The organism is Bacillus sp. NP157 (genome assembly GCA_018889975.1).
GTDB lineage: Bacteria > Pseudomonadota > Gammaproteobacteria > Xanthomonadales > Rhodanobacteraceae > Luteibacter.
On the sequence record CP076546.1, the window covers coordinates 3,219,580 to 3,233,302 of the forward strand.

The window sequence follows — 13,723 nt, forward strand, 5'->3', positions numbered from 1 at the left end:
CCGACCTACGCGCCGGGCCGGGGCGTCGGGTCCATAATCGGGGTTTCCGTCCCCGGGGGTCCCCATGCGTCCTGTGTACCGTTTCCACGCGCTTGCCGCGTGCATCGCCCTTGCCTGCTCCGCCCACGCCGCCGACAAGGCCACCACGATCCCGGCGAAAGCCGTCGATGCCGCGACCGCGTTGCGCGACAAGGCGATGGCCGACGACACCGGCTATGCCTTCGTCTCCGCCCTCACCACCGAAGTCGGCCCGCGCCTGGCGGGTAGCGCCGCCGACAAGCGCGGCGTCGAGTGGACCGTGGCGAAGTTCAAGGCGATGGGCTTCGACAAGGTCTATACCGAGAAGGTGAGCTACCCGCTGTGGGAGCGCCGCAGCGAGCATGCCGCCATCGTGGCGCCGTTCCCGCAGCCGCTGCTGGTCACCGCGCTGGGCTACTCGGCCGGCACGCCCGCCGGCGGCCTCACCGCCGAGGTCGTCGGCTTCGACACCCTGGACGCGCTGAAGGCTGCCAGTCCGGACAGCGTGAAGGGCAAGATCGTCTACGTCAGCACGCACATGACCCAGCAGAAGGATGGCCACGACTACGGCATGGGTTCGGCGACCCGCACGCGTGGTCCGGTCCTCGCGGCGAAGATGGGCGCCGCCGCCTTCCTGCTGCGCTCGGCCGGCACGGATCCGCACAGCCGCACGCCGCATACCGGCGTCACCGGGTTTACCGATCCGAAGGATGCGATTCCAGCCGCGGCCCTGTCGCTGCCGGATGCCGACCAGCTCGAGCGCGTGCTGAAGGAAGGCAAGCCGGTCACGCTGAAGCTCGACCTCGACGTGGGCTTCAAGGGCACCTACGAAGGCGCGAACGTCATCGCCGAAGTGACCGGCCGGAAGAAGCCGAACGAGGTTGTCGCCATCGGCGGACACCTGGATTCGTGGGACCTGGGCACGGGCGCGATCGACGACGGCGCGGGCGTGGCGATTGCCGCCGCCGCGGCGAAGCTGATCAAGGACATGCCGCAGCGTCCCGACCGCACCATCCGCGTCATCGCCTTCGCCAACGAAGAGATGGGCCTGTGGGGCGGCCGTGCGTACGCCGAGGCCCACGCCAGGGACGTATCGAAGTTCCAGCTGGGCACCGAGTCTGACTTCGGCGCAGGCCGGATCTGGCGGATGACGGCGTCGGTGAAGCCGTCGGCACGCGGTGCCATCGAGCAGATCGCGAAGGTGATCGAGCCGATCGGCGTCGCCTACGACCCGGAAAAGCCCGGCGGCGGCGGTTCCGACCTCTCGCAGATGCATGGCAAGGGCATGGCCGCGCTGTCGCTGACCCAGGATGGCACCGACTACTTCGACTACCACCACAACGCCAACGACACGCTGGACAAGATCGATCCGCGGGCGCTGGCGCAGAACGTGGCTGTGTATGCGACGTTCGCGTACCTCGCCGCACAGGCCGACGGCAACTTCGGTTCGGCGCCGGATGCGTTCAAGAACGACGGCGCGCACGACTGAGGGAACGGGCGATCGCGCGCAGGCGCGCTCCTACACGATCGCGGGGTCTGCGACCTGCTTTGGTGCGACGCGCTCCTGCAGGCGGTTCATGTAGAGGTAGATCACTGGCGTGAGGTAGAGCGTCAGGATCTGCGAGACCACGAGGCCTCCGACCACGGCGAGGCCGAGTGGTCGGCGGGTCTCCGCGCCGGCGCCGATGCCGAGCGCGATCGGCAAAGTGCCGGCGAATGCCGCCATCGTCGTCATCATGATCGGGCGGAAACGCACGCGGCAGGCTTCGAAGATCGCGTCGAACGGGGTCACCGTGCCATCGCGCTGATGCTCAAGCGCGAAGTCGATCATCATGATCGCGTTCTTCTTCACGATGCCGACCAGCATCACGATGCCGACGAACGCGAACAGGTCCAGCGAGGCGTGGAAGATCACCAGCGTGAGCAACGCGCCCACCGCCGCCGCCGGCAAGCCGGAGAGGATCGTCAGCGGATGGATGAAGCTCTCATAGAGGATGCCCAGCACCAGGTAGATCACGAACACGGCCAGCAGCAACAGCAGGCCCATGCCCTTGATCGAATCCTGGAACGCCTGTGCCGTGCCCTGCACACTGCCGCTCAAGGTCGCCGGCAACTTCAGCTCGGTCGTCGCCCGATCGATGCTGGCGACCGCGTCGCTTAGCGAAACACCCGGGGCGAGGTTGAACGACACCGTCACGGCCGGCAGCTGGCCCTGGTGGTTCACCGTCAGCACTTGCGGCTTGCGTTCGAAGCGCGCCACGGTGCTCAACGGCACCAGCTTGCCGGTGTCCGAGGTGACATAGAGTTTGGACAGCACGGCGGGATCGTCCTGCAGGCTGCGATCCACTTGCAGGATCACCCAGTACTGCGTCGCCGATGCGTAGATGGTCGAGATCTGGTTTTCGCCGAACGCGGTGCCAAGCGCCGTCTGCACCTGGTCCATGGTCAGGCCCATCGGCGCCAGCTTGTCGCGGTTGACCTGCACGACCATCGACGGACTGTTGAGATCGAGGTCGGTGGTGACGTCCTGGAAGCCGGGCAGCTTCTGGAAGGCCGTGACCAGCTTGCCGGACCAGTCGTACAACGCCTGCAGGTCGGTCGACTGCACCGTGTACTGGTACTGCGCCTTCGACTGGCGACCGCCGACCTGGATCGCCGGCGGGTTCTGGATGTAGGTGCGGATGCCCGGCACCTGGGCGAACTTGCGCCGCAGCGACTGGATGATTTCATCCGGCGTGGTGTGGTTGCGCTCCGACGGCGCACGCAGCGTCAGCAGGATCGAACCCGAGTTGATCGTCGCGCGCGCACCGCCGGCACCGACGCTGGACATGTAACCGCCGATGCTCGGATCCTTGCCGGCGATCTCGGCGAGTGCCTGCTGGCGTGCCGACATCGCCGCGAACGAGATATCGGTCGGCCCTTCGGTGGTGACGCGCAGCTGGCCGCTGTCACCGGCCGGGATGAAGTCCTTCGGCGTGATGGCGAAGAGCAGGCCCGTCGCGCCCAGGCTGAGCGCGAACACCACCAGCACGACGCGTGGATGGCGCATGCACCACCCCAGCGTACTCGTGTAACCGTTGGTGACCGCGCTGAAACCCTTGTCGAACCACACGACGATGAAGCTGCGCTTCTCGTGGTCGTGCGCCTTGACGAAGCGGCTGCACAGCATCGGCGTGAGCGTGATCGAGACGAAACCGGAGATCAGGATCGACACGCTGATGACCACGGCGAATTCGTGGAACAGCCGGCCGACGATGCCACCCATGAACATCACCGGGATGAACACGGCGACCAGCGAAAGCGTCATCGAGAAGATGGTGAAGCCGATCTCGTTCGCGCCCTTCACCGCCGCGTCGAAGGGCCGTTCACCCAGTTCGATGTGGCGCATGATGTTCTCGAGCATCACGATCGCATCGTCGACGACGAAGCCCACCGCGAGGGTCAGCGCCAGCAACGAGAGGTTATCCAGGCTGTAGCCGAGCGCGAACATGGCGCCGAAGGTGCCGAGCACCGAGATCGGCAGGGCCACGGCCGGGATCAGCGTCGCCGAGGCATTGCCGAGGAACAGGTAGATCACCAGCACCACGAGGATGCCGGCGAGCACGAGGGTGAACTGCACATCGTGGACCGAATCGCGGATCGACACCGAACGGTCGTACATCACGTCCAGCTTCACCGACGGCGGCAGCGTCGCTTCAAACCCCGGCAGCAGCGTGAGGATGCGATCGACGGTCTCGACAGTGTTCGCGCCCGGCTGCCGCTGGATCGCCAGGGTGATCGCGCGCTTGCCGTTGAACCAGCTCGCCTTCTGGTCGTCCTGGACGCTGTCGCGAGGCGTCGCGATATCCGATAGCCGGATCGGTGCGCCGTTGCGATAGGCCAGTACCACCTGATTGTAGTCGGCGGCGCGCATCAGCTGGCCGTCCGAACGGATCGACAACAGCTGGCGGCTGCCGTTGAGCGAGCCGGTCGCCTTATTGACGTTCGCGGCGGCGATCGCACTGGCCATCTGGTCCACGCCGATGCCCGTCGCCGCGAGGCGGTCCGGGTTCACGGCGATCCGCACGGCGTACTTCTGCGAGCCGTAGACGTTGACCTGGGCCACGCCCTCGACCATCGACAGGCGCTGGGCCAGTTCGGTCTCGGCGTAATCGTCCACGGTCGACAGCGGCAGCGTCGCCGACTGCATGGTGAGGAACAGGATCGGTGCGTCCGCCGGATTCACCTTGCGATAGGTCGGCGGCGTGGGCATGTCCTGCGGCAACTGGCGCTGCGCGGCAGAGATGGCGGCCTGTACGTCCTGCGCGGCGCCGTCGATGCTGCGGTCGAGGGCGAAGGTGACGGTGATCGTCGTCGAGCCCAGCGAACTGGACGAGGTGAGCGAGTCGATGCCGGCGATGGTCGACAGCTGCGCTTCCAGCGGTGTCGCCACCGAGGAGGCCATGGTTTCCGGCGAGGCGCCCGGCAGGCTCGCGCTGATGTTGATCGTAGGGAAGTCGACGTTGGGCAGCTCGTTGACCGGCAGCTTCGGGTACGCCGCGAGGCCGAAGATCACCAGCGCCGCCATCAGCAGCGTGGTCATCACCGGGCGGCGAATGCACAGCTCAGGCAGGTTCACGCCGCGCCCTCCTCAGCCCTTGTCGACGCGCACGCGCGCGCCGTCGACAAGCAGCATCTGGCCTTCGGTGACGACGCGTTCGCCTTCGGCAAGGCCCTTGTCGATCACCACGCGCGCGGCGGTGCTCGCGCCGGTGGTGACGCTGCGCTGTTCCACGGTGTGGTCGGCCTTGACCACGAACACGAAGGTGCCCGAGGTGGAGCTCTGCAAGGCGATGACCGGGACGCTTACCGCGTCGACCAGCCGCGTGGTAGGGAGGGTGACCTCGGCGAACTGCCCGGCCGTGAGCCGGCCATCGGCGTTGGCGAAACGCCCCTTCAGTACGATGGTGCCGGTGGTGACATCCACCGCGTTGTCGACGAATTCCAGCTCGCCGTTCAACGGGCCGCCCGTATCGCCGGGGATCTTCGCCTCGACCGGCAACGCGCCACGACGCTGGCTGGCGCGCACGGCCGACAGGCTGTCCTCGGGGATCGCAAAGGCCACGCGGATCGGATCGACCTCGTTGAGCACCACGATGTCGGTGGTGTCCGCGGTCAGCGTCGCGCCCGGGTACGCCAGCGGCGCGCCGGTGATGCCGTCGAACGGGGCGCTGATGGTGGTGAAGTCCAGCTGCACCTGGGCGGCACGCGCCGCGGCGCGATCGCTTTCCAGCGCCGCGCGGGCCACGCCGAGGTTGGCTTTGTACAGGTCGAAGTCGGCCCGGCTGACGAAGCCCTTGCCGAGCATGTTCTGGTAACGCGACAGGTCGGCCTCGGCCTTGGTCAGCTGCGCCTGGTCGCTGGCGACCTTGCCCTGGGCTTCGTCCAGTGCCGCCTTCAGCGGGCGCGGATCGACGCGCGCGAGCAGGTCGCCCTTCTTCACGTGCGCGCCGGGGGTGAACGCCAGCATTTCGAGCTGGCCGTTCACGCGGGAACGGATGTTCACGGTCGAATAGGCCTCGGCGCGGCCGATGATCTTCAACGAGAGATCGATCTCGCCGCGCGTCGCGACGGCGGTGGTCACCGGCGTGCCCGCGGCCGCCGCAGCGCCCTTCGCGGGTTTTTCGGCGTCCTTTCCATCGGCGGCGTGGCGCCAGATGCCGACGGCGAGCACGGCGACGGCCAACAGGCCGGCGATGAGGAGAAGTTTCTTCCCTGGGGAACGTTGCATGGCTACTCCGGCCGAAACCGTGGGGTTCGGTCGCCGCGCCGGGGGCTGCGCGGACATGGGTTCAGTCGAGACATCCGTGTAGTAAACGCAGACCCCGCGACTGCGTTGACACCGGTTCAGCCTTCTTCGGCGGGCTCGTCCAGCGCCTGGAGGTTGTCCTTGATCCGTTCCAGCACGACGAGCATCTTCTCGAGGTCGTCGAAAGCGATGCCCTGGGTCGAGTCGCGGCGCAGGCCGCGCGAGATATCTTCCATGTCGTCGATGACACTACGCGCCTGTTCGGTGTCGTGCAGGCGCCATGCGCGGCGGTCCTTCGGATCCGGACGGCGCTCGACGAAGCCGGCGGCCTGCAGGCGGTCGATGACGCGGCCCACGGCGATCGGCTCCATGTCGAGTTGCTCAGCCAGTTCGTTCTGGCGCATGCCAGGCCGGCGATGCAGCCACTTCAGGGCGCGCCACTGGGCGCGGGTGAGCCCGAACTTCACCGCACGACGGTCAAAATGCTTCCGGAAAAGCAGGGTGACGTCGTTGAGGAGGTATCCGAACGAGATATCTTCGACTTTGGGCTGGTCGGCCATGGTGGCTTGCTGGTCGGCACTTTTGCGTTGGTGCGGGCATCGTATCGGGCTGTCCCACCCCTCACAAGCGAGGATGCAACATGCCCCTGGAAGTGATCGAGGCTGACCTGACGACCCTGGCCCTGGACGCCGTGGTGAACGCGGCCGCGGAACCGCTGCTCGGCGGTGGCGGCGTGGATGGCGCGATCCACCGCGCGGCGGGCCCGGCCCTGCTCGCGGCCTGCCGTGCGCTTCCCGAAGTACGCCCCGGCGTGCGTTGTCCCACCGGCGAAGCCCGTCTGACGCCGGGCTTTGCACTGCCTGCGCGCTACGTGATCCACACGGTCGGACCGGTGTGGCATGGCGGCAGCCGGGGCGAGCCCGCGCTACTCGCCGCCTGCTATCGCAACAGCATCGCGCTGGCCCGCGCGCAGCACCTGTCCAGCATCGCCTTTCCTGCCATTAGCGCGGGCGTTTACGGCTATCCGCCTGCACTGGCGGCGGCCGTCGCGGTGCAGGCGCTACGCGACGAGGCGTGGCTCCCAGCCCGCGTTGTCCTCTGCGCCTTCAGCGCCGGGATGGCCGCGCACTACGAGGCCGCCCTGCAGCGTTAGCGTGGATAGAGCGGTGGCAGGCCCGGGCCGGCGCCCTCGGCATCCGTGGCTAGCCACTCGAAGCCGTCGGCGAAGACGCCGCGCAGGTCGGGCTTCGCCGACGCACCGTTGGCGAAGCGCGCGCGCTGCAGGGCGGCGATGGCGTCCCGCTGGCGGCCCGGCCTGAGTGCCAGCGCGAGCTCGCCCAGGCTGCGCACCCCCGGCCGCTGTGCGCGTGCCCAATCGAGCAGGGCGCGGCCGCTCGCGACGAGGTCGTCGCCCGCGGCCACCCTGAGGAATTGCTCACGCGCGGGCGCCGAGCGGGGCGTCCCCCCAGGCGTCGATGGCGCGACGGCGGCTTGCCCACGGCGCCGGCGCGCCCAACCGAACCAGGCGAGGAGGGTGAGGATCCAGAGGACGCCCAGGCCGGCGGCGATGGCGCGCCACGGGCCTGCGTCCACCCCGGCGGACGGCATGGACGCAGGCGCGGCGGCCGACGTGGGCGTGGTCGAAGCTGTCTGCGTCGTCGCGCCGCTGCCCGGTGCGACGACGATGTCGCGCGCAGGCAAGGTAGCGACCTCCGCCTTGTCGGTCACCACGTTCCACCAGTGCAGCGTGGTCTCCGGGATATGCAGCGTGCCGGGACGCGAGGGCACCACGGCGAACGCCTGCTCGCGGCGGCCGACGATCCATGGACCGCTAAGGCGATCACCCTTCACCGGTTTATCCGGATAGACGTCCGCGCCGTCGATCTTCGGCATCGACAGCGCGGGCAACGCGTCGAACGACAGGCCGGTGGCTTCGAGGTGCATCGTGAGGGTCAGGGCGCGACCGACGGTGGCCTTGCCATCCGCTGGAACGCCTTCCAACCAGAGCTTCAGTCCGTGTGCCGGCAGCCACGTGTCGTTGCCGACGGCGGCCGGCCTGTCGCGCACCTCCAGGCGAAGCGTCTGCGCGGTGGCACTCAACGGCTGGCCATCTGCGTAGACCAGCTGCCCCTGCGCGTAGAACGAGTTCACGTCGGTCGGGTCGATGCCCAGGCCCTGGAACAGAGGCGGATGGATTTCAATGACGCCGGCTTGCTGTGGCACGACCGCGTAATGGCGCTCGGTGACGTGCACGACGTGGCCGTTGCGCGTCACGTCGTAGCGCGCTTCCTGGCCGACCATCACCATGTCGGCACCATCGGCGACGGGGTGCGGCAGCGAGCCGTCGGAAAGCCCCAGGGTAAGGTAAAGGCGCAGGGTGTAATCGAACTGCTGCCCGACATAGCCCTGCGCGCGATCAAGGGTGGCCTCGAGCATGGCGGGACGATCGCCCGCATCCGCCGCGACCGTCGACGCCGGATCCGCTGCCGACGTAGCGGGATCGGCATGGGTGGGATCCTGTTGTGCGACCGCTGCGCTGGCCTGCGCGTGCGATGACAGCGAGACAATGAACAGGATCGGGGCAAGCCAGGGTCGGCGCATCGTCATTCCTCCGGGATCGCGCCCTGGCGGCGCTGGTATTCCAACATGAACTTCCGGCGCAGGAGCGCGCCCGGATCATCGGGTACGCGCATGATCTGCCGTCGTGTCGCGGGCGAAAGCTTTCCCATGCCGTCTTCGACGGGAACATTGCCCAGGTCGTGAGCGTCCTCGTTCGTCGGCCTGCCCTGGCTGGACGCGCCGCCGAGGGCGCTGTCCATCTTCTGCTTCAGCGCCTGCTGGGCCTTCGCCGCATCGTCGCGCTGCGCTTCGGTCTTTGCGTCCGCATTGCCCTTGGGCGCCTCGCCCTTGCCTTGGTCCTTGCCTGCCTCCTTGCCGCTATCGTTGCCCTTGCCTTCGCCCGATTCACCCGACTTACCCTGCGCGTCCTGGCCCGACTGGCCCGACTGGCCTTGCGCACCCTGGTTGCCCTGCTGGCCTTTCTGCTGATCGTCCTGCTTGCCCTGGCCACCCTGCCCGCCCTGGTCCTTGCCGGGCTGCTGATCGCCTTGCTTACCGTCCTGCTGGCCCTTGGCGCCGTCGTCGTCTTTCTTGTCCTGTTTCTGCCGCTGGGCCATGAAGGCCTGCACCGCGGCGCGATTGGCTGCCGCATCGGCATTGCCCGGATTGGCCTTCAGCGCGCGATCGTACGCGGCGATCGCGTCTTCGTAGCGCTGCTGCTTCGCCAGCGCGTTGCCGAGGTTGTACTGGCTGTCGCTGTCGGCGTGGGTGGTGAGTGCCGCCTCCGCTGCCGCGTAGTCGCCCGCGCGATACGCCGCGGCACCGCGTAGCCGCTGGTCCCGTGCCAGGGCCTGCGCCGCCTTCGCATTGCCGTGCGCAAGCGCGTCGGCGGCCTGCTGGTCGCGCGTGCGGAACGCATCGACGGCGCTGGCCGCATGCGCGGGCCCGACCGGCAGGATCGCCAGCGCCAGCAGCAACAACCAGCCACGGCGAAAACCCAGGCCGACCAGCGGCAGCAACGGCAGCAGTAGCCACGCGCCCATGTCTTGCCATTGGCTGGATGTCGCCACGTCGTCGGCGCGCGCTTCGCCGCGTGCGTGCAGCCCTGCCGTCAGCGCAGCGACATCCGAGCCATCGTCCGCGGCCACTGCAAAAGCCCCGCCACCGGCCGATGCCAGTGCGCCGAGCGATGCGTCGTTGCGCTGGGCCATGACGATCGCGCCCTGGTCGTCCTTGACGAAGCCACCTTCGCCTTCGGTGATCGGGCCGCCGCGCAATGTGCCGATGCCGAGCACGGACACATGGATACCGCTCGCCGCGACGCGCCGGGCCACGGCCTGCGAAGCTGCATCCGCGCGATCGGTCACCACGACGATCGAACCGCCGCCGACGTTGGCGTGCCTGATCAGTGCCGCGGCCTGCTCGATCGCCTTGCCGGGTGAATCGCCCTGCACGGGCATGGCATCGGGTGCGAGTGCGGACAACAGGTCATCGACGCTGTGAGCGTCGGTGGTCAGCGGCGTCACGGTGAACGCCTCGCCCGTGTACGCCACCAGCCCGTTCAGGCCGTCGGCGTTGGCCGCGAACAACGCGCGCACCTTGTAGCGCGCACGTGCCAGGCGATCGGGCGCAACGTCGCGCGCGAGCATGTGCGGCGACATCGAGATCGCGACCACCTGTGCCGCGCGGCGTGCAAACAGCGGTTCGGTACTGCGATTCCACGCCGGGCCTGCCAGCGCGAGCACGGCCAGCGTCGCCGCCAAAGCCACGCTCCACGCCGCCGAACGCGATGCGCGCGGCTGGCCGTCGAGCAGGTAAGGCAACAATCCGGGATCGGCCAGGCGCGCGAGCACGCGGACTTCGGGCGCATGCCGGGCGACGGCCCAGGCCAGCGGCGCCACGCCCAGCAGCAGCCACAGCCAATAGGGATGCAGGAAGCGGAAGCTTTCGAGCAAGGTACTCATGGCTTTGCCCGTGCGGGGAGCACGCGAGGTGCGAGGCCGATGCCGAGCAGAAGCAGTGCCGCGACCAGCGGCCAGCGGAACAACTCGATGCGCGGGCGCAGGTCGTTGCCCTGCCGCGGCACGGGCTCGAGTTCGTCGATCTTGCGGTAGGCCTCGGCCAGCGAACCGGTGTCGTTGGCGCGGAAGAACTGCCCGCCGGTTTGCCGGGCGATGTCGGTCAGCATCGCCACGTCGAGCTCCGCCGACGGGTTCACCACGTGCGAACCGAAGAGATCCCGCACGAGGTATGCAGTGGCGCCGACACCGATGGTGTAAATACGCACGCCCGATTCCCTGGCCGCGCGCGCCGCATCGCGCGGCACGATCGAGCCTGCGTTATTCACGCCATCGGTCAGCAGCACCAGCACGCGGGCCTGCTCTGGCATGCCGGCGAGGCGCTTCACCGCCACGGCGATCGCGTCACCGATGGCGGTCTCGCTGCCGGGCAGGCCGACGACGGCATCGTGCAACTGCGCACGCACGGCCTGCAGGTCGAAGGTCAGCGGGGTGACCAGGAAGGCTTGCGTACCGAACAGCACGAGGCCCACCTCGTCGCCGGCGCGGCGGTCGATGAAGTCGCCCGCGATCGCCTCGACCGCGGTGAAACGGGTGACGCTGCGTCCGGCCAGCACCATGTCGTCGGTATTCATGCTTTCTGACAGGTCGACCGCGAGCATGGTCGCTCGCCCGCTACGCTTCTGCGGCTCCGGTGGGCCGAGCGTCTGCGGGCGCGCCGCGGCACCGACGAGGCAGACCCACGCGAGCGTGAGCAGTGCCGTTGCCGCGAACGAGCTGCGATTCATCGCGGCCGGCGTCAGCACGATGCCAGGTTGCGGCAGGTCCATCGCCTGTGCCGGGCGTACCGGGCGCAACATGCGACGGAGTAGCCACGGCAGCGGGAGCGCGAGGAACAACCACGGCCATGCGAAGTCAGGCAGGTTCATGCAGCCTCTCCCCGCCCCAACCGGTGGCGGCGCGCGAGCACGTCACGAACCCAGCCTTCGACATCGGCACCCACGACGGGCACATCGAGCACCGCGCCGGGCCGGTACATCGCATCGCCCAGCATCACCAGGCGCGATACATCGCGGCCCGGCGCCATCGACGCGAGTGCTGCGTGCCACTGGGCGGAAGAAAGCGTCACGCTGCGCGGATCGCGCGAACGCGCCACGCGACGCAACAACTGGTGCGCACTCGCGGCAAACGCGGCGGCGTCGCCATCCGCGGCGTGGCGCGTGCGCGCCGCATCGAGGTCGGCGAGCACGGCCTCGACATACCGGCGCTGGCGTGTGCGATGGCGCCACCAGAGGATGGCGCCGACGATCGCGACGGCGAACAGCGCGAGCAGGACCCACCAGCCGAACGCCAGCGGCCACCACGATACCTGTGGCACGTGGACGTTACGCAGCTCGGGACTCTTCGGCGGCATCAGCGCGACCTCCCGGTGCCGAGCAGGTCGACGATGGCATCGAGCGGATCAGCCGCCGTGTCGATCGCGCGATGATGCAGGCCGAGCTGGCCGACCAGCGTGGCCAGTCGCTGCCGCCCCTCGCCGAGCGATCGCGCGAACTCCGCGCGCTGGCGATCGCCGTGCAGGGCGATGTCGTAATGCACGCCAAGATGCGCGAACGGATACCGGCCGGCCGGCGGCTCGGCAAGTTCCAGTGGATCGGCCACGGTAAGCACCCGCACCTCGGCCTTGCCGACCAGTCCGAGCATGCGCGCGCGTGCCGCCGGATCGACGGCGAATCCATCGCTGACCAGCAAGACCCGTGACGCACCGTGCATCAGCCGGCCCGCACGCTGGAGTGCGCCTGAGAGTGTTTCATCGGCTTCCGCCGGCAAGGCGTCCCACGCGGCGAGCGCGCCGCAGACGGCCAAGGCGCCACGCGGCCCGGCCTGCGGACGCACGAGCTGGCGCTGGCCGCCGAATGCCAGCACGCCGACCCGATCGCCGCTGCGCATCGCGTACCAGGCCGCCATTGCCGCGGCCCGCGCGGCCTGGACGGACTTGAAGCGAACGCGGGTGCCGAAGCGCATGCTGGCGTTGGTGTCGAGCAGCACGAGCAGCCGCCCTTCCCGCTCCTCTTCGAAGAGCTTGGTATGCGCGACGCCGCTGCGTGCGGTGAGGCGCCAGTCCATGCGGCGCACGTCGTCCCCAGCCTGGTAGACGCGCGATTCCGCGTAGTCCATGCCGCGTCCGTGCAGGCGACCGGGACGCTGTCCGCTACGCGGCGCCCGCGAGACCGCGCCGGGTGCCCGCGCATGCATGACGTGCGAGCGCAGGGCCAGGAGTTCCGGCAGCGTGACGTGGACGCGCGGGTCCGCAGCGGAGGGCACGACGCTCACGGCAGCGGCACGAGGTCCAGCAGGCGGTCGATGATGGCGTCGGCGCGGACGCCTTCCGCCTCGGCTTCGTAGCTGGGCAGGACGCGATGGCGAAGCACTTCATGGGCCACCGCATGCACGTCTTCGGGCAGCACGTAGTCGCGGCCGGCAAGCCAGGCGTGGGCGCGAGAGCAGCGGTCCAGCGCGATCGTGGCACGTGGGCTGGCGCCCCAGGCGATCCAGCGCGCCAGCTCGGGACCATAACGCCCCGCATCGCGCGTGGCGACGACCAGCTGGGTGATGTAGAGCTCCAGCGGCGCGGCCATGTGCACGTCCAGCACGGCGTCGCGCGCAGCGAACACGTCCGCCGGGCGCAGGACATGGGCCGGCGGCGGCGCCGGGTGCATTGATTCGCGGGCCTGCTCGCGAGCCAGCCGGAGGATGGCCAGCTCGGCGTCGGCATCGGGGTAGCCGATGGTCACGTGCATCAGGAAGCGGTCGAGCTGGGCTTCGGGCAGCGCGAAGGTGCCCTCCTGTTCGATCGGGTTCTGCGTCGCCATCACCATGAACAGATCGGGCAGCGGCCACGTGCGGCGTCCGATGGTGATCTGTCGCTCGGCCATCGCCTCGAGCAGCGCCGACTGCACCTTGGCGGGCGCGCGGTTGATCTCGTCCGCCAGGACGATGTTATGGAACAGCGGGCCGCGCTCGAACTCGAAGGTGCCGGTTTGAGGACGGAATATGTCCGTACCGGTCAGGTCGGCCGGCAGCAGGTCAGGGGTGAACTGGATGCGGTGGAAGTCGGCTTCGACCCGGGTCGCCAACGCCTTGATCGCCGTGGTCTTGGCCAGGCCCGGCGCACCCTCCACCAGCAGGTGGCCATCGGCAAGCAGCGCCACCAGGAGGCATTCCACCAGGTGCGGCTGGCCAATGATGCCGCGGGACAGCTCTTCGCGGAGCCTGACGAAGGCCTCCTGGAGCGGCGTCGCGACGACGGTCGGCGTATCAGGCATGGGGGTGGCTCATG

11 protein-coding genes are annotated in these 13,723 nt (G+C 68.9%); 2 read left to right on the forward strand and 9 right to left on the reverse strand.

What is annotated here, in order from left to right:
* The first annotated feature begins 64 nt into the window (after positions 1-64).
* Positions 65-1,507, forward strand: a complete 1,443-nt coding sequence (locus KPL74_14795) for a M20/M25/M40 family metallo-hydrolase (GenBank protein QWT19008.1) — start codon at positions 65-67, stop codon at positions 1,505-1,507.
* 30 nt (positions 1,508-1,537) lie between these two features.
* On the opposite strand, the gene KPL74_14800 is transcribed toward KPL74_14795, so the two are convergent.
* From KPL74_14800 to KPL74_14810, 3 genes are all read right to left on the reverse strand, one after another.
* Positions 1,538-4,636 (reverse strand): efflux RND transporter permease subunit, encoded by a 3,099-nt coding sequence (locus KPL74_14800; protein QWT19009.1) that lies wholly within the window; start codon positions 4,634-4,636, stop codon positions 1,538-1,540.
* Positions 4,637-4,648: 12 nt separating this feature from the next.
* On the reverse strand, positions 4,649-5,788 hold the full coding sequence (locus KPL74_14805; GenBank protein QWT19010.1) for an efflux RND transporter periplasmic adaptor subunit: 1,140 nt from the start codon (positions 5,786-5,788) through the stop codon (positions 4,649-4,651).
* A gap of 116 nt (positions 5,789-5,904) precedes the next feature.
* Complete coding sequence (locus KPL74_14810) at positions 5,905-6,366, reverse strand: MarR family transcriptional regulator (GenBank protein QWT19011.1); 462 nt, start codon at positions 6,364-6,366, stop codon at positions 5,905-5,907.
* A gap of 80 nt (positions 6,367-6,446) precedes the next feature.
* On the opposite strand from KPL74_14810, the gene KPL74_14815 reads away from it, so the two are divergent.
* Positions 6,447-6,959: an O-acetyl-ADP-ribose deacetylase gene (locus tag KPL74_14815; GenBank protein QWT19012.1), complete on the forward strand. Its 513-nt coding sequence runs from the start codon at positions 6,447-6,449 to the stop codon at positions 6,957-6,959.
* Here the strand turns inward: KPL74_14815 and KPL74_14820 are convergent.
* The 6 genes from KPL74_14820 to KPL74_14845 are packed head-to-tail and all read right to left on the reverse strand — an operon-like array spanning position 6,956 to position 13,709.
* Positions 6,956-8,407, reverse strand: coding sequence for a BatD family protein (locus tag KPL74_14820; protein QWT19013.1), 1,452 nt, complete (start codon positions 8,405-8,407; stop codon positions 6,956-6,958). The two genes, KPL74_14815 and KPL74_14820, sit on opposite strands and share 4 nt — an antisense overlap.
* Positions 8,408-8,409: 2 nt before the next feature.
* Positions 8,410-10,329, reverse strand: coding sequence for a tetratricopeptide repeat protein (locus tag KPL74_14825; protein ID QWT19014.1), 1,920 nt, complete (start codon positions 10,327-10,329; stop codon positions 8,410-8,412).
* A complete protein-coding gene (locus KPL74_14830; protein QWT19015.1) occupies positions 10,326-11,312 on the reverse strand; it encodes a VWA domain-containing protein in 987 nt (328 codons plus the stop codon). Before KPL74_14830 ends, KPL74_14825 begins: the two co-directional genes overlap by 4 nt.
* On the reverse strand, positions 11,309-11,797 hold the full coding sequence (locus tag KPL74_14835) for a DUF4381 domain-containing protein (protein ID QWT19016.1): 489 nt from the start codon (positions 11,795-11,797) through the stop codon (positions 11,309-11,311). Before KPL74_14835 ends, KPL74_14830 begins: the two co-directional genes overlap by 4 nt.
* Positions 11,797-12,717: a DUF58 domain-containing protein gene (locus tag KPL74_14840; protein QWT19017.1), complete on the reverse strand. Its 921-nt coding sequence runs from the start codon at positions 12,715-12,717 to the stop codon at positions 11,797-11,799. Before KPL74_14840 ends, KPL74_14835 begins: the two co-directional genes overlap by 1 nt.
* Positions 12,714-13,709, reverse strand: a complete 996-nt coding sequence (locus KPL74_14845; GenBank protein QWT19018.1) for a MoxR family ATPase — start codon at positions 13,707-13,709, stop codon at positions 12,714-12,716. The genes KPL74_14840 and KPL74_14845 overlap by 4 nt, the downstream gene beginning before the upstream one ends.
* Positions 13,710-13,723 lie beyond the last annotated feature (14 nt).